The organism is Acinetobacter sp. RUH 2624 (assembly GCF_000162375.2).
In the GTDB taxonomy this organism is placed as follows: Bacteria; Pseudomonadota; Gammaproteobacteria; order Pseudomonadales; family Moraxellaceae; genus Acinetobacter; species Acinetobacter nosocomialis.
In genome coordinates this window covers 1-15926 of the sequence record NZ_KI391939.1, presented here as the reverse complement: position 1 = coordinate 15926, position 15926 = coordinate 1, and the positions used below count along the sequence as shown (strand labels likewise).

Genomic DNA, 15926 nt, shown 5'->3' with positions numbered 1-15926 from the left:
CGGTCAGATATGTCAAAACACCGTCAAAAAATTATTTAATCTCATCCATAGAGCGTAAGTTTTTAACGGCAATACGCTGCGCATTCTTACGATCACGTTCTGGCATCATCTTTGGCTTATACACTGGCTGAAGATCATCACCAATCACGGCAGAAAGCGGGCGTCGCTCTAATTGAATCTGGTCTTGCAAAAGCATTAACGCTTGAATTAATGCTTCAGGACGAGGCGGACAACCTGGGACGTACACGTCAACAGGAATAATTTTGTCTACACCTTGTACTACTGAATAGATGTCGTACATACCTCCAGAGTTTGCACAAGCACCCATTGAAATAACCCATTTAGGTTCTAACATTTGTTCATACAAACGTTGAATAACCGGAGCCATTTTTACAAAGCAGGTACCTGCAACAATCATCAAGTCAGCCTGACGAGGTGAAGCACGAATAACCTCTGCACCGAAACGGGACAAGTCATGCACGCCTGTTAAAGTCGTTGCATATTCAACGTAACAACATGAGGTACCAAAGTTAAATGGCCACAAAGAGTTTTTACGTCCCCAGTTTACTGCTGTATGCAAGACATCCTCTAAACGAGTCATGAATACGTTTTTATTCACTTCCTCTTCAAGCGGATCAGTCACAATTTGGCGTTCTTGCAATGGGTATTGATCAGCATCCGGATTCGCGCGGGTCAGAGTATATTTCATCCCGACTTACTCCTTTTCAGATGACAATGCAGGTGTAGTTTTTGACTTAACACGACCTGATGATTGGGCTGGAATCTGGCCAGTAGGGTCAGTTACGAGCTCTTCAATAGAGTTAAAGCGTGTAATTTCAGCAATGTCCATTGTTGGTGAACCGACTTTAATCTTCTCACCAGCTAATTTACGGCGATCTGCCGGTGCCCAACTTAAAGCACCTACAGAGAAGGCATAAACAAGCGCAATTAATAGATCAACGACAAAGATTACAACAGTGGTATATCCCAACCACCCTACTTCACGCACAGAAGTAGACCATGCATAGAGGTAAAGGGCCTCTAAGTCGAAAACCACGAAGAAAATTGCAACTAGATAGAACTTTGCAGACAGGCGAATGCGAGCGCCACCAGCACTCACGACACCTGATTCAAACTGCTCTTGCTTAGCACGTCCCCACGATTTTCCCCCGAGGAGTAAGGGAACTGTGAGCATAAAGACGCAAAGAAATGTAACGCCGATCACGAAGGCGATAATCGCCCAGTCGTATGGAGTAATGGCACTCATGCGGGGATAACTCCTGGCAGGCCTATTATTTAACAAAGAATGTATGTATTGGCCTTTGAATACACCAAACACAAAATTAATCCCGCCAATTGTACCTGATTTCTAATTTCGCATGCTAGTTGAAGCGTCTTAGTCTTTTGGATGATTTTCCAATCAAAAGTATTGTTCTATGTCTTGTAGAGGGGGTTTCACCGCTTATAATCGGTTTATTTGATAGTTTTCTTAGTTGTAATGATTTTTTTCATTTTTTGATTTTTAATATTATTTGCACAATTGCTCAATCGGTCAAAATAAACACCTTACTTTTTTATAATATTAGACGGTTTTTTATTGTATTCATCTTCCCCTCTGAATTATGATGAATGTTTAATCATGCATTAATATTTTATTACTCTTGGATAAGAGTGTTTATCATTAAGGGCAGCTGATGCCATACTCACTTCGTGAATTTTCATTTTCTTCTTCCCTGAAGTTTTTTTTCCTATTTACTCTCATTATTTCAATATGCTGCTTTATTGGAATTGCATCTCGCCCTCTTAGTTTTCTTGCATTTTTCTGGCCTGCTAACTCCGTATTTTTAGGTCTACTCATTCGATTTCCACAAACACGACAAGTCGGTAGTTTTGTAGGAGCTTTTATCGGTTACATGATTGCCGATTTAATTAAGGGCACTCCTCTTTTTCTCACCCTTATTTTAACTGCCTCAAATTACCTATATGTCGTCATGACATTAGCACTTGCAATGTTATTTGGTCGTTATATAAAAGCTGCCTATCGAGGCTATTCTTACTTGGTTTTATTTGCTCTGTGCGGTATTGGTAGCATAACCGGTGCTTTTTTTGCAGCAACTTTTGTACCGATGTTTAATACCAAATTTATGATTGGCAGCTTTTGGGCTGAGTTTGGTTATTGGGTTACATCAGAACTTCAAAATGCCTTACTGTTATTGCCAATCATTTTAAACTTCCCTCCTTATCTTAAAATAAAAAACTACATTAAAGGTAATCAAGTATATGTAAAGGCTGTTGATTTTCTGCCTTTATTGGCTGTCCTCATTTCAATAGCTGTCAGTTATTATGACTCAGGTCCAGGTTCCCTACTCTATCCAATTGCCGCATTAATCTGGTGCGCTATACGCTATAAACCCATTATTGTGGCTCTCATTACTTCTTTTACGAGTGCGTATATTATTTATCATGTCTCTGGTCATTATTTATTACTGTATCCACAAGATTATTTAAGCAATACTATTTCTATCCGTATAGGGCTAATCATGATGACCATTGCACCACTTACTGTTTCCAGTATTAGTGCACTTCATTCTGAATTAATTCAAAAATTACAACATGCTATTGCCCATGATGAACTCACATCGAGTTTAACTCGACGTCAGTTTTTACAATCGGTTCGTTTACTCCAAGAAAAAGTACAAAAAGAACATAAAACCTCTGCATTTTTTATGTTGGATGTCGACCATTTTAAAAAGGTGAATGACAGTTATGGTCACTTGATTGGTGATAGAGCCTTACAAACCTGTGTAACCACTATACAAAATATTCTGCACCCTCATGACTTACTGGGTCGTTTTGGAGGTGAGGAGTTCGCAATTTTTATTCCTGACACGACTAAAGAAGCTGCTTTTGAACTTGCAGAAAGAATACGTATTAAAATTAGTCAGCAACCCATATATGTTTATGGCAAATTACCTATTTTTGTACAGGTCAGTATTGGCATTAGCTTATATTCTCCAAACTACCACCGATCTATTGAAAGCTTGTTTAAAGAAGCAGATGACGCACTCTATCAAGCAAAGCGCCAAGGACGTAACCGAGTTTTTATTTCTTTGTAATATTTTAAAGTCATCATCTAGTGTAATGAATTTTATACAATAACTTCTGTTTTGCCATGTATGCTAATAACAGATAATAAGGAGAAAAATGTATGAATCTAGAATATACGCATAAACCAGACTATTACTTGTTTGCACAATTACTCGTGCGACATATAGAAAGCTATATTCAAAAACACCCAGATGCAGATAATGCCATTTTTGACTTGCGAGATGTCTATGAAATTTTTAGACAAGATTTCGCGTCAACCACAACAAATCTAGAAGGCATTTTACATATTGCGGATTCATATAGAGTTGAAACTTTGAATGGAGACCAGCCTCTTATTCAAAAATATCAAATCGATGCTAAAAACAATTCGCTGTTAATTGACTTTAATACAGATGCGCTAAACAGTTTAAGAAGCGGGAAACCAATTTTAGAACCTGATGCCACTCAATTATAAATAAACCAATAAAAAAGCACCTTATGCAGGTGCTTTTTTATTTGCCTTTAATGGCGGCTGTTTAAAGCGATGTGCTGGCCACGTCATGATAAAACGTGCGCCTCCCAAGCTTGGGCTTTCATCTACTTTAATTTCACCACCAAACCAATAAGCAATACGGCTTACAATCGAAAGTCCTAAACCATACCCACCAGATGCACGTGTACGGCTATCATCTAAACGTGCAAAGGCTTCAAATACACGTTTACGATCTTGTTCAGGAATACCGGGACCATCATCTTCAACACAGACAAAAGCCATGCCATCGCTGTGAATACCACCAGTAATACGCACTTTGTTATCACAATAACGAACAGCATTACCTACTAGGTTTTGTACAACACGGTGAAGGTAACGACGCTCTGCATCTACTTTCACATATAAAGGTGGTGGAATGAGTTCAATTTCTTTCTGTGTTTTTAACGCTTCGGTTTCAACTGCAACCTGATCCAACACTTCAAAGAGTACAATTTCTGCAAAATCTAGTGAAGGTGTACCCTGCTCTAGTTTTGCGTAAGTCATGATTTCATCAATTAAGGTATTGAGTGCTTCAATATCTTTATCAATCATGTCGACCTGATGCATACGGTGATTGTAGTCATCTTCTTCGGCTAACATTTCTGTACCAAAGCGAATACGTGCCACAGGCGTTCTGAGTTCATGAGATACCGCTCTCATTAACTCACGTTGAGCTTCAATCAAACGCTGGATATGATCAGACATATTGTTATAACTTGAAGCCAAGTTAGCCATTTCGTCACTTCCTTCAATCGGAACACGCAATGACAAATCACCCGATTTCATACGGTTTAATGCATAACGCACTTGTCGAATTTTGCGCTCTAGCGGCAAAATCAAACCGTAAACACCCAAACTTAATAAGAATAAGCTAAATAAGGTAATACCCGCAGAAAGCTGTAAAGGCATCCAGTTAAACATTGGAACTGGGCCCAACACCAACACTTGTGCAGGATGATTCGGGATTGGAGAGACAATCGAAATGGTCGTACCACGTACTGTTGCACTATCTTTATACAACATGACACTTTGGTCTTGGCGTAAACGCCCAATCTGTTCAGAGTCCAGATTTACATCTTGAATGTTTTGAATATTGATTGGATATGAAAAGTGTTTTTGAATCTTGGCAAGGTACTCTTGTTCCTGCCCCGGATAAAACATTAAGTAGTCGAGTACAAAAATAGGGAGCGCCTTCATTTGGCGTTCACTAATTTTGTCGACTTTTATAGATAAGTAATGTTGTGGGTCGTCACGCAAACCAATAATGACATACGCAATGCTATTACTGGCATCGTAACGAACAACAGATTTTTGTGCTTCAATCCGCTTTTTCTCGGTTCGAGACAATTCAACCTTACTTGCATCAGTATAGTAAATTGGAAGTTCGAGCAAATCAGATGCATCAGAAATCCAATCTATCTTTTGCTGCTTCCCAGGTTGTCGAGCGACCCCTTCACTAATGACATAAGAAATACCATCAGTTAAAGATTCTCGGTATTCTTGTGCGCGTTGGTAGTTGATAATTTGTACCAGTAAATACCCAAAAACAGCCACCAAAACAACAAGAATTACCAGCCCCGCATATATTCGCAGGAATATACTGTGTTTAAACACTCGACCAACCTTATAGGAAGTTTAATCAGATTTTACAATCCATTGGTTTCTTTAACAAACAAGTAACCTTTACTACGTACAGTTTTAATACGTTTTGGATTTTCAGGATCATCGCCAATTTTTGGACGAATACGCGAAATACGTACGTCGATCGAACGGTCTTGACCATCGTATTCGATACCACGTAAACGTTCGAAGATATCTTCACGCGATAAAATACGACCAGCGTTTGATGCAAGCAACCATAACAAGTCATATTCAGCACTTGTAAAGTCAACAAGTTCACCGTTTAACGTTACAGAGCGGCCGCCATTATCGATGACTAGGTCGTCAAACTCGATACGTTGAGCAACTTCATCTTCAACAGTTTTATCTGTGCGACGTAATAGTGCACGAATACGCGCTAATAATACACGTGGTTGAACCGGTTTAGCGACATAATCGTCTGCACCCATTTCTAGACCAAGTACTTGGTCCATGTCTTCAGTACGTGCAGTCAACATCAAAATTGGTTGATGGTAGTGTGGACGAACTTCACGACAAACGGTTAAACCATCTGCACCCGGCAACATGACATCCAAGACCACAAGATCTGGTTGTTCACTAATAATACGACGAATTGCACGGTTACCGTCAGTTTCTACACCAACTTCCAAACCGTTGCGGATTAAATATTCTTGAGTTAATCGCGCTAAACGCTCGTCGTCTTCAACGATCAGAATCTTTGGTAACTTTTCTTCTTGGCTCATATCATTGCCCCTATAAATCTCATTACATGCATCTTAAAAATCTTGCAGATACATTCGTTTATCATTTGCAATATACACACGTTTACATTGTAAACAAGTAGGCGTTCACCAAACTGATACATGACAACCATGTTTTGTTGCATTTTATTAACCTTTGAATTTTCAAGTATTTTTGATATCTGTTTATTATTCTTATATGTCATAATCTATTCATATTTCCTATGTATGAATATTAAACAAATTATTTCTTAGATGAATTTAAATTCACTCAAGTGTTTGTTTTTTGAGTTATCCACAAAGTTATCTATAAGTGTTTTTTCATAGCTTTGGTATGCTATCTCCCGACAAATCATACAGATAAAAAATTACTAAAAAGTCAAGATTGATCTAGCTTAAAAAATCCCGTATCTTGTGTTGAAAATAAACTTTAACTACTAAGTCTTGTGTTTATCCCTCAAATATCGTGGCATGTTTTTTGCTCGGTTCAAACGGTCTATGAACATAACAAAAGTGACAATGGAGCTATGCTGGCATGAGCGTAATTACTTCGACTCCTGGTCAAATTCAGGTGATTAAGCGTACTGGAGATGTTGCTGCATTTGATGCAGAGAAAATTTCTGTTGCGATTGGTAAAGCTTTTCTTGCTGTGGAAGGTCAACAGAGTTCGGATTCAAGCCGTATTCATGACCGTATTACCCAGTTGACGGAAATGGTATTAAATACTTTTAAACGCCGTTTACCATCGGGCGGTACGATCCATATTGAAGAAATTCAAGATCAAGTAGAACTTGCTTTAATGCGTACTGGGGAACAAAAAGTTGCCCGCGCTTATGTAATTTACCGCGAACAACGTGCTAGCGCTCGTCAGCAAACAAATTCAAACCACCACCCTACCTTGCAAGTTACTGATGCAAACGGTCAGCTTCAACCACTTGATTTAAGTGCACTGAAAGCAACTGTAAATAGAGCTGCTGAAGGCTTAGAAGGTATTGAGGTTGAAGCAATTATCGATGAAACCGTTAAAAACTTATATAACGGCGTAAAAGAAAGCGATATTGCAACAACCATGATGATGGCAACACGTACACGTATCGAACAAGAACCTAACTATACATACGTAACTGCGCGTTTGCTCCGTGATGAGTTGGTCAGCACTGGTTTAGCATTCTTAGGTTTACCGGCAGATACAGCTGAAAATAATGCACTTGAAGCATTCTTGAAAAAAGGTGTAGAGCTTGATTTGCTTTCACCAGACTTGCTTAAGTTCGATTTAGAAAAACTAGCAGCAGCAATTCAGCCAGAACGTTCTAACCAGTTTACCTACTTAGGTTTACAGACTCTATTTGACCGTTACTTCATCCATTCAAATGGCGTTCGCTTCGAATTACCACAATTATTCTTCATGCGTGTGTCAATGGGTCTTGCACTGAATGAGCAAGATAAAGAAGAGCGTGCAATCGAGTTCTATAACTTGTTGTCTAGCTTCGACTATATGGCTTCTACGCCTACCCTGTTTAACTCAGGTACATTACGTCCACAGCTTTCAAGTTGTTACTTAACAACGATTGGTGACGACCTTTATGACATTTATGGTGCAATGCGTGACAACGCGATGCTCTCTAAATGGGCGGGTGGTTTAGGTAATGACTGGACACCTGTACGTGCCTTGAACTCTTATATTAAAGGTACAAACGGTAAATCTCAGGGTGTTGTTCCATTCCTTAAAGTTGCGAACGATACTGCTGTTGCGGTAAACCAAGGTGGTAAGCGTAAAGGTGCGGTATGTGCGTACTTAGAAACTTGGCACTTAGACATCGAAGAATTCTTAGAACTTCGTAAAAACACAGGTGATGACCGTCGTCGTACTCATGACATGAACACTGCAAACTGGGTTCCTGACCTATTTATGCAACGTGTGTTTGAAGATGGCGAATGGACACTATTTACTCCATCTGAAACTCCAGACCTCCACGATTTAACTGGTGCTGAGTTTGCTGAACGCTATGCATACTATGAGTCTGTTGCGAAAGAACAGAACATGTTGCACAAGAAAGTACGTGCGAAAGACTTATGGCGCAAAATGCTTTCTATGTTGTTCGAAACTGGGCATCCTTGGATCACGTTTAAAGATGTATGTAACTTACGTTCACCACAACAACACGTTGGCGTAGTTCACTCATCTAACCTATGTACTGAAATTACGTTAAACACAAACCAAGACGAAATTGCAGTATGTAACTTAGGTTCGATCAACCTTGTTCAACACGTTAGAGGCGGCGTATTAGACCGTGAAAAGTTAGCGCGTACGGTTAAAACAGCAGTTCGTATGCTCGATAACGTTATCGACATTAACTACTACGCTGTACCACAAGCGAAAAACTCTAACTTGAAACACCGTCCTGTTGGTATGGGTATCATGGGCTTCCAAGATGCGCTTTACGAAATGGGTATGGCTTACGGTTCTGATGAAGCTGTGAACTTTGCTGACGAGTCAATGGAAGTGATTAGCTACTATGCAATCCAAACTTCAAGTGACTTGGCTGTTGAACGTGGCGCTTACTCAACATTCAAAGGTTCATTGTGGGATCAAGGTATCCTTCCAATCGACTCTTTAGAAATTGTTGCTAAATCTCGTCCAGAACGTATGTTCGAAGTTGACCGTACTCAACGTTTAGACTGGGACACTTTACGTGCCAAAGTTCAAAAAGACGGTATGCGTAACTCAAACGTAATGGCGATTGCTCCAACTGCAACCATTTCAAACATTTGTGGTGTTTCTCAGTCTATTGAGCCAACATTCCAAAACTTATATGTGAAATCTAACTTGTCTGGTGAGTTCACTGTTATTAACCCTTACCTTGTTCGTGCATTAAAAGACCGTGGTCTTTGGGACACAGTAATGGTTAACGACCTTAAACACTTTGAAGGTTCAGTACAAAAAATTGCTCGTATTCCTGAAGAATTAAAAGCAATCTTTGCTACTGCGTTTGAAGTTGAGCCACGTTGGATTGTTGATGCTGCATCACGCCGTCAAAAATGGATTGATCAAGCACAGTCTCTTAACCTTTACATCTCTGGTGCAAACGGTAAGAAACTTGACATTACTTATAAGATGGCATGGTTACGTGGTCTTAAGACGACTTATTACCTCCGAGCTTTAGGTGCAACTTCTGCTGAAAAATCTACAATTAACACAGGTGCGTTAAACGCGGTTAAACCTGCAACTGTAGAAGCGGCAGCACCTGCAGCAGCGCCAGTAGTAGAAGCGAAAAAGCCTGAAGCAGTTGAAGAAGACGGCTTTACTCAAGCAGCTCCGGTTCCTATGGCTTGTTCAATCGACAACCCAGATTGCGAAGCTTGCCAATAATATTCAATAAAGTTGCTCTTTAAACAAAAAGAGCAACTTTAAACGAGGTAAAGATTATGTTTTCTCATCTCAGCCATAACTATATGCTTGGTGTTGGAATCTTAATCTTTGCCTTTATTTTCTTTTATACGCCTATGGTTTACGCCTTTTTTAAAATCCGTAAACAACAGCGTAAGCAAAATAAGTTGTAGGGATGATGGACCAAAGGCCCAAAATTTGGTCATACATCGATAAAACTTAATTTTGTTTACACATTATAAGCGTATAGTAGTGACATCTTCGTTTAGAGATGTCGAACATAGATATATACAACGAAGAGAGAACAACAATGTCTATCCTTAGTTGGGACGATTTTGAAGATGATTCGCAAAAACCGGCTGCACCTGAACACAAGTCTGCGCCCATCCAACCGGAAAAAACGTCTGATTCGCAGAATGTATCTGCTGCGCAGCCATCATCGCAGAGCGTGGCAGCTCCACAATCCGCTGGAACCCATTCCGTGCGATCAACAAATCCAACCGATTCAATGGCTCGAGCATCTGAAGCCTTAGAACATTTGGATGTTGCTCCTGGCCTTGAAGAGTTAGAAATGGGCGCGCAACGCGTTCAAGTTGACGACAAAGCCATGATTAACTGTCGCGCTGACTTGAACCAGCTTGTGCCATTCAAATACGAATGGGCTTGGCAGAAGTATCTTGACGGGTGTGCAAACCACTGGATGCCGCAAGAAGTGAACATGAACCATGACATCGCACTTTGGAAGTCTGAAAATGGCTTAACCGAAGATGAGCGTACTATTGTTATGCGTTCTTTAGGTTTCTTCTCGACTGCAGACTCTTTGGTTGCGAACAACTTGGTATTGGCGATTTACCGTCACATTACTAACCCTGAATGCCGTCAGTATATTTTGCGTCAAGCGTTTGAAGAAGCAATTCACACTCACGCTTACCAATACTGTATCGAATCTTTAGGTATGGATGAAGGCGAAGTCTTCAACATGTACCGCGAGATTCCATCAGTTGCACGTAAAGCAGCTTGGGGCTTGAAATATACTCAATCATTGAGTGACCCTACTTTCCACACAGGTACGCCTGAAAATGACCAACGTTTACTTCGTAACTTGATCGCGTTCTACTGTGTACTTGAAGGGATCTTCTTCTACTGTGGCTTTACTCAAATTTTGAGTATGGGCCGTCGTAACAAGATGAACGGTGTTGCTGAGCAGTTCCAATACATCTTGCGTGATGAGTCTATGCACTTGAACTTTGGTATCGACATGATTAACCAAATCAAGATTGAGAACCCTCACCTTTGGACTGCCGAGTTCCAGCAAGAAGTCATTCAAATGATTCTTGAAGGTACTATGCTTGAAATCGAATATGCACGTGACACGATGCCACGCGGTGTATTGGGTATGAATGCAAGCATGATGGAAGAATATTTGAAATTCATCTGTAACCGTCGTTTATCTCAGTTAGGTTTACCAGAGCAATTTGCTGGTGTAACGAATCCATTTGCGTGGATGTCTGAGATGATGGACTTACGTAAAGAGAAGAACTTCTTTGAAACTCGCGTAACTGACTACCAAACTGGTGGTGCGTTAAGCTGGTAAGATTAAGCATCTGCCAAATAAAAAACCGCTATCTATAGCGGTTTTTTTATTACTCAAAATGTCATAATTTCTTAAATATAATCAATCTTTTCCAGAGTACAAAACTGAGCCAACTAAAACGGCTTGACCTGCAATACTAACGTGTAATATTGAATCTATTTTCTCAACTGTCACTAGAACTCGCCCCGGTTTTTTTATTGCGAGACCTTGATACCCCCAATAACTTACTTTCTGGTCACATTCGATTAAATCATGGTGAACAAGGTACGCTCCCGCTGGACCATTTGCATTACCAGTTACCGGATCTTCATTTATACCGATTGCAGGTGCAAACATTCGACCATAAGTAATAGGTTCTTGCCTACTCCCTTCCAAGACAAAGGGGAAAAAACCATTGCAACCTATTTCAGCACTAATAGCTTTCAATTTTTCATTGTTTGGAATTAATTCATCGAGCTTATTTCTGCTCAGCATTGGCACCATCACCTTGGAATGCCCCGTCGTGACAACTTGTATTGGTAAGTCAGCAAAATCATTCACACTCACACCCAATGCGCTTGCGAGTTCAGCCCTTTGATTCGCATTAAAAGGTGATAAAAACTCTACACGACCTTGAGTCATTTTCACCAATAACTGTTCTGGACTTCCGAATATTGAAACGGGTAAATGACCAGCTCCTGTTTTTGCGATTAATGGATAGTCTGATTGGTGGCCTGTAGTTGCACGTAAAAAATGAGTGGCGATTGTCGCATGTCCACAGATTGGGACTTCATGTGTAGGGGTAAAATATCGAACATGTATGTCATGGCTTGGATCTTTTGGTGATAAAACAAAGGCAGTTTCTGAATACTCTGCGAATGCAGCAATATCTTGCATTTCTTGCGTTGTAAGTTGGTCAGCATCTAGCACAACCCCTGCTCGATTTCCTGTATTTGGTTGGGTGGTAAATGCATCAACTACATAAATGGTCGTCATGGCAGAACTCCTCTGTTGTTAATATTGTGATCTCAGAAATAGCTCCTGCCATAACCAGAAAATCTTATTTAATTGCAACGACACATGCCTTAGCTCTAAAAGGTTAGTCGTCTCAAATAATGAGTTTTGAGTACTTGTTTGAATTGTATAAATCTAAACATCGGCGATACTATAGTTTTTATTGCAAACGCATTTTCTAAATATGGAAAGGTATGAACTGGGACGATACTAAAATTTTGTTAGCTATTGGGCGAACTGGCGGGTTGAGCCGCAGTGCAAAATTGCTTGGTATTAGTGTTTCTACCGTACATCGCAGAGCCGTTGAACTGGAGAAAAGCCTCAATACGGTTCTTTTTTCTCGAGATAGTGATGGCTATACGCTCACCCATGTTGGAAAACATTTTTTTGCTTTGGCTGAAAAAGCAGAAGAGCATTTAATAGCGATGGAACGTTACAATGATCAAGGGCAACAATCATTGTTCCGCATTGCTTTACCTGAGTTAATCGGGCAACAGTTGCTTCAATCAAAGCTAACAGCATTGCAACTGAAGCATCCAGATTTACAATTAGAGATTTCAACGAGTGTCGTTCCAGTTGATTTTTCCCGACGGGAAGCTGACCTTATTCTTCGACTTGTTCGTCCAGAAAGTGGGCGTTACATTATTCGGCGGCTTGGCCAACTGGAGTATGGGCTTTATGGTAGTAAGGATTATTTCGCCAGTTTCACAGAGCATGCTGAAACGGCTGATGATTTATTGAATCATCGTATAGTTGGTTGGGACAGAAGCCTTCAATATACCTTTTTGGCACAATGGTTGCGTGAACTCACCCAAGATGCAGTCCCTGCTTTGTCTTTTGATAACATGCACTCGCAACTACGAGCAGTCATTGAAGGACAAGGAATTACAGCCCTGCCTTGTTTTATTGCGCAGGCTTCTGGTTTAGTGCCCATACTACCTGAGCAAACTTTAAAACAAGATGTGTGGTTAATGCGTCATTTAGATACTAAGGATAGTGACTATTCAACTTTGATTAGCGAGACGATTGAAAAAGAACTACAAGAATATCTGTTGTGATAAACATTAGTTTTTATTCTAATTTTGAATTCGAAAAGAAATTTTAAATTAAACCGAGTTATGTCTCACTCAAGTTGTACAGAGTGATTTTAAAAGGCTTTTTAAATATTATTTAGGTAACGCCCATTATGTTAAATAATAATTATTTGGATAAGATGATTGATATAACATGTTTTCGTCAGTTTATCCTTAATGCCACAGGACCTTTGTTGGCTAGCTAGCGGTTTGTAAAAGATTTGAGTTAAAGTTAATTCTGGGATAAGCAATTGCTGATAAATGGTCAAAATGAATAGAAATAAAATTGAACTACTTGCTTCTGCCAATTGGTCTCGAACAAACTGGGATTTAAGTTGGGAGTCCATCATAAAGTTAGATGAGCTTTTGCCTAGAGTTGGTGAAAGGTACCAAATTTCTTTACAAGACTCTGAAGCTCAACATACTAAAAATGGGCGATATTATTTGCTTTGGCTCCCTCCACATTCAGAACTGAATACTTTATATGATCGACCAACTGAAGTTTTAAAATCTTATGTTATTGAGGCTGAATTATCTCAAGGTGAGTGGATTAACGAGGGTCATAGTTTTGGGGCAGAACGAAGTTTTAGTGCAACTATAATTTCAATCAGAAGAGTGCTTGAGTATTTACCAGAAATTCAAGTCATACAGGGGCAAAAAATTTCTAAATATTTTGAATGCCATCCTTATCGAACTGAATTCTTGAAGTGGGATAATTTTTGTTTGTTCATAGTGGAAGATCAGTATCAGCATACTGAATTGTTATTCAATATTGATCAGGGAAATTATTATTTAATATTTGTCAATGATTGGCTTTCATATTCTTATGATAGCTATATTTGTAAGTATTTACTCGATACTCAGCAAATTGAGTTTTTAAAGAAATACATGATTGAATCAAATAAATTGACATCATGTACAGATGATTTAAAGGAAGAGCATCTAGTTCAAGGAGCATTGTATATGTAAATAAAATTTACACAGAGTAATTTAAGCAAATTAAACTACCCCTACGATTGAAACGATAATCTATATTTTTAAAATACAAATAAAACTATATGTGTTAAAGAATAAAAGGGTTTAACTTTTCTTTTGAATTAAGAAGAAAATCTAAAATTAATATAATACAGCTTATGCGAAATGTAATTTTCTCTGATATAAATCATAGTCTTATTTTTAAAAAAGCCCGACTCATAGTACTTGGGCTTTTTTAATGTTTTGTCACCTTTCAGGATTACTTATTGATCAACTCTCCACAATTTCATGTAATCTCTCTTGGTTCTAAAGCTGATAAATATCTAATCTAAATCCATCATATGTCGTAAGAGTTACTAAACTTTTGAATTACTAAAATAGAAAATGACAACTTATATATCACATGACAAACAGAAATCATGGCTTATGTCCGCTAGCTCAAATCCAAATACCCAAATACAGCTTTTTCAACTCGCTGCTGTAAATGATTTAAATCACTTTCCCCTGTTATACCTGCTGCGTTTATCATTCCTTTGCTTAAAGCAATCACATCTTGTGCGGCTGTCTGCGCATGTGAAATATCAGAACGTACAAACAGACCAGAAATTATGGTTTCAAGTTCGTGTTGAAGCTCACTTTCCTCAACATCTTTTCCAATAAGTTCGGAAGCAAACTCTAGTGTTCGTGCCAACTGCGGACGGCTCAATTGATGTTGCACAGCAGCCTGAATGATGAGTTTTAATTTTTCTTTTAAGTTTGCGGCTTCATGTTGCTGTATGGCTTCAACGATACGATTTGAAAGTTTTGCACGCTCACGTCGAATTAACTCAACGATTAAAGCATCTTTAGATGGAAAGTATTGATATAGGCTCCCAATGCTTACCCCAGCAAGTTCAGCCACGGTATTTGTGTTAAATCCAGCAAAGCCTAACGATTCTAAAATGCGAGCAGCCGCCTCTAAAATAGCTTCAAAAGTTGCCACTAAGCGTGCTTGACGCGGGCGTTTGCGTGGGTCTGGGAGTGTTTCTGACATGAGTCGAAATGCGAGTATTTAATGTGAGTAATCACTCATATACTGACTGAGTCATATTGATATGACAAGTAAATGCTGTCTTTTCAGTTGAACTACAACTCGGCTCAGTCATGGAGTAGTTATGTCTAGAACCTATACTTTTTTTATTCATTTAAGAGCTTTGCCTGCTTGGTTGGCTTTAGCTCGTGAAAAGCGCGCTGAGTTTAGTACACAAAAGCTTGAACCTATTTTTGAGAAGTACCCGACTGTAAAAGTTCGGTGGTATGACGTTGAAGCGTTTAGCACTAAAGCCAGTGATATTGCTGTGTTTGAGACCACATCTCTGCAAGATTATTATTTTGTGATTGATGCGATTCGAGACTCTGAATTTTGTACAGTGCCCTACTTTGAGTTTGTAGAGATTATTCCTGCAATTGAAGATGGGTATGTGGAGTATGAGGCTTTTTTATAGAGATCGTGAATAAAAAAACCGCTATCAAATAGCGGTTTTTTTATTCAATCTTTAAAATTTAAATTAAAGTATCAGTGATGAAACTAAATTATAAATACATCAGCTTTAATTAAATCATCCAAACTAGTAACATTTGTTTGATTATTTAAAATTAATAGCTTGGTAGCTGAATAATTTACATCATTTCCGTCTCTATCCAAACTTAGCGTAACTGTTGAACCGCTTTTTTCAAATGATACAAACTGATTGAGATTTTCTTTACTAGCTTGGCCAATGATTAAATCAGAAATATTGATTTTATCTCCTTGGGAAACCGTAAAGTCTGACCATGTATCAATGCCATTATGATGTGTGCTGAAAAAACAGGAGGTTTTAACTTGGTAAACTAAACACACTCATCAGGAGTTTACCATGAGCAAGAAACACAAGACTTACACCAC

The 15926-nt window shown here is 39.0% G+C and carries 16 protein-coding genes; 8 read left to right on the top strand and 8 right to left on the bottom strand.

The window, feature by feature from the left end:
• Window positions 1–31: 31 nt before the first annotated feature.
• Complete coding sequence (locus tag HMPREF0014_RS06830) at window positions 32–709, bottom strand: NADH-quinone oxidoreductase subunit B (RefSeq protein ID WP_002050353.1); 678 nt, start codon at window positions 707–709, stop codon at window positions 32–34.
• A gap of 6 nt (window positions 710–715) precedes the next feature.
• Window positions 716–1267 (bottom strand): NADH-quinone oxidoreductase subunit A, encoded by a 552-nt coding sequence (gene ndhC / locus HMPREF0014_RS06825; protein WP_002050273.1) that lies wholly within the window; start codon window positions 1265–1267, stop codon window positions 716–718.
• Window positions 1268–1694: 427 nt separating this feature from the next.
• Here ndhC and HMPREF0014_RS06820 point away from each other — a divergent pair, with 427 nt between their 5' ends.
• Both HMPREF0014_RS06820 and HMPREF0014_RS06815 read left to right on the top strand, forming a co-directional pair.
• Entirely contained in the window at window positions 1695–3116 is a 1422-nt protein-coding gene (locus HMPREF0014_RS06820; protein ID WP_006581144.1) for a sensor domain-containing diguanylate cyclase, read from the top strand.
• 92 nt (window positions 3117–3208) lie between these two features.
• Window positions 3209–3562, top strand: a complete 354-nt coding sequence (locus HMPREF0014_RS06815; protein WP_002050462.1) for a hypothetical protein — start codon at window positions 3209–3211, stop codon at window positions 3560–3562.
• Between the two features lie 21 nt (window positions 3563–3583).
• On the opposite strand, the gene bfmS is transcribed toward HMPREF0014_RS06815, so the two are convergent.
• From bfmS to HMPREF0014_RS0206080, 3 genes are read right to left on the bottom strand one after another with little or no spacing between them, the layout of a single operon-like run.
• Window positions 3584–5233, bottom strand: coding sequence for a sensor histidine kinase BfmS (gene bfmS, locus HMPREF0014_RS06810; RefSeq protein WP_004710386.1), 1650 nt, complete (start codon window positions 5231–5233; stop codon window positions 3584–3586).
• Window positions 5234–5265: 32 nt separating this feature from the next.
• Entirely contained in the window at window positions 5266–5982 is a 717-nt protein-coding gene (gene bfmR / locus HMPREF0014_RS06805; RefSeq protein WP_000076440.1) for a response regulator transcription factor BfmR, read from the bottom strand.
• Complete coding sequence (locus HMPREF0014_RS0206080; protein WP_017393245.1) at window positions 5979–6185, bottom strand: hypothetical protein; 207 nt, start codon at window positions 6183–6185, stop codon at window positions 5979–5981. The genes bfmR and HMPREF0014_RS0206080 overlap by 4 nt, the downstream gene beginning before the upstream one ends.
• A gap of 329 nt (window positions 6186–6514) precedes the next feature.
• On the opposite strand from HMPREF0014_RS0206080, the gene HMPREF0014_RS06800 reads away from it, so the two are divergent.
• The 3 genes from HMPREF0014_RS06800 to HMPREF0014_RS06790 all read left to right on the top strand — a co-directional run bounded on the left by HMPREF0014_RS06800 (window position 6515) and on the right by HMPREF0014_RS06790 (window position 10961).
• Window positions 6515–9349, top strand: coding sequence for a ribonucleoside-diphosphate reductase subunit alpha (locus HMPREF0014_RS06800; RefSeq protein ID WP_006581145.1), 2835 nt, complete (start codon window positions 6515–6517; stop codon window positions 9347–9349).
• Window positions 9350–9405: 56 nt separating this feature from the next.
• Window positions 9406–9540 carry a hypothetical protein gene (locus HMPREF0014_RS06795; protein WP_002050433.1) on the top strand — a complete coding sequence of 45 codons (135 nt, stop codon included), beginning with the start codon at window positions 9406–9408 and terminating at the stop codon, window positions 9538–9540.
• A gap of 137 nt (window positions 9541–9677) precedes the next feature.
• Entirely contained in the window at window positions 9678–10961 is a 1284-nt protein-coding gene (locus tag HMPREF0014_RS06790; protein WP_004710391.1) for a ribonucleotide-diphosphate reductase subunit beta, read from the top strand.
• 81 nt (window positions 10962–11042) lie between these two features.
• Here HMPREF0014_RS06790 and HMPREF0014_RS06785 read toward each other — a convergent pair whose 3' ends face one another.
• Entirely contained in the window at window positions 11043–11936 is an 894-nt protein-coding gene (locus HMPREF0014_RS06785; protein ID WP_006581146.1) for a PhzF family isomerase, read from the bottom strand.
• 212 nt (window positions 11937–12148) lie between these two features.
• Here HMPREF0014_RS06785 and HMPREF0014_RS06780 point away from each other — a divergent pair, with 212 nt between their 5' ends.
• Together HMPREF0014_RS06780 and HMPREF0014_RS06775 are read left to right on the top strand one after the other, a co-directional pair.
• Window positions 12149–13012: a LysR family transcriptional regulator gene (locus tag HMPREF0014_RS06780; protein WP_006581147.1), complete on the top strand. Its 864-nt coding sequence runs from the start codon at window positions 12149–12151 to the stop codon at window positions 13010–13012.
• 285 nt (window positions 13013–13297) lie between these two features.
• Complete coding sequence (locus HMPREF0014_RS06775; protein ID WP_227501316.1) at window positions 13298–13996, top strand: hypothetical protein; 699 nt, start codon at window positions 13298–13300, stop codon at window positions 13994–13996.
• A gap of 439 nt (window positions 13997–14435) precedes the next feature.
• On the opposite strand, the gene HMPREF0014_RS06770 is transcribed toward HMPREF0014_RS06775, so the two are convergent.
• Window positions 14436–15035, bottom strand: a complete 600-nt coding sequence (locus tag HMPREF0014_RS06770; RefSeq protein WP_006581149.1) for a TetR/AcrR family transcriptional regulator — start codon at window positions 15033–15035, stop codon at window positions 14436–14438.
• A 121-nt stretch (window positions 15036–15156) separates the two neighbouring features.
• Between HMPREF0014_RS06770 and HMPREF0014_RS06765 the strand changes: the two genes are divergently transcribed.
• A complete protein-coding gene (locus HMPREF0014_RS06765; RefSeq protein WP_020992184.1) occupies window positions 15157–15486 on the top strand; it encodes a darcynin family protein in 330 nt (109 codons plus the stop codon).
• Window positions 15487–15569: 83 nt separating this feature from the next.
• Here HMPREF0014_RS06765 and HMPREF0014_RS0206075 read toward each other — a convergent pair whose 3' ends face one another.
• Window positions 15570–15881, bottom strand: coding sequence for a type I secretion C-terminal target domain-containing protein (locus HMPREF0014_RS0206075; protein WP_031944288.1), 312 nt, complete (start codon window positions 15879–15881; stop codon window positions 15570–15572).
• Between the last annotated feature and the right edge of the window lie 45 nt (window positions 15882–15926).

Excerpts from the sequence above, each read along its gene's own strand:
- bfmR (WP_000076440.1), bottom strand. The coding sequence starts at position 5,982 with ATGAGCCAAGAAGAAAAGTTACCAAAGATTCTGATCGTTGAAGACGAC.
- HMPREF0014_RS06780 (WP_006581147.1), top strand. The coding sequence starts at position 12,149 with ATGAACTGGGACGATACTAAAATTTTGTTAGCTATTGGGCGAACTGGC.
- ndhC (WP_002050273.1), bottom strand. The coding sequence starts at position 1,267 with ATGAGTGCCATTACTCCATACGACTGGGCGATTATCGCCTTCGTGATC.
- HMPREF0014_RS06815 (WP_002050462.1), top strand. The coding sequence starts at position 3,209 with ATGAATCTAGAATATACGCATAAACCAGACTATTACTTGTTTGCACAA.
- HMPREF0014_RS06765 (WP_020992184.1), top strand. The coding sequence starts at position 15,157 with ATGTCTAGAACCTATACTTTTTTTATTCATTTAAGAGCTTTGCCTGCT.
- HMPREF0014_RS06775 (WP_227501316.1), top strand. The coding sequence starts at position 13,298 with ATGAATAGAAATAAAATTGAACTACTTGCTTCTGCCAATTGGTCTCGA.
- HMPREF0014_RS06770 (WP_006581149.1), bottom strand. The coding sequence starts at position 15,035 with ATGTCAGAAACACTCCCAGACCCACGCAAACGCCCGCGTCAAGCACGC.
- HMPREF0014_RS0206080 (WP_017393245.1), bottom strand. The coding sequence starts at position 6,185 with ATGACATATAAGAATAATAAACAGATATCAAAAATACTTGAAAATTCA.
- HMPREF0014_RS06830 (WP_002050353.1), bottom strand. The coding sequence starts at position 709 with ATGAAATATACTCTGACCCGCGCGAATCCGGATGCTGATCAATACCCA.
- HMPREF0014_RS06790 (WP_004710391.1), top strand. The coding sequence starts at position 9,678 with ATGTCTATCCTTAGTTGGGACGATTTTGAAGATGATTCGCAAAAACCG.
- HMPREF0014_RS06785 (WP_006581146.1), bottom strand. The coding sequence starts at position 11,936 with ATGACGACCATTTATGTAGTTGATGCATTTACCACCCAACCAAATACA.
- HMPREF0014_RS06800 (WP_006581145.1), top strand. The coding sequence starts at position 6,515 with ATGAGCGTAATTACTTCGACTCCTGGTCAAATTCAGGTGATTAAGCGT.
- HMPREF0014_RS06820 (WP_006581144.1), top strand. The coding sequence starts at position 1,695 with ATGCCATACTCACTTCGTGAATTTTCATTTTCTTCTTCCCTGAAGTTT.
- HMPREF0014_RS06795 (WP_002050433.1), top strand. The coding sequence starts at position 9,406 with ATGTTTTCTCATCTCAGCCATAACTATATGCTTGGTGTTGGAATCTTA.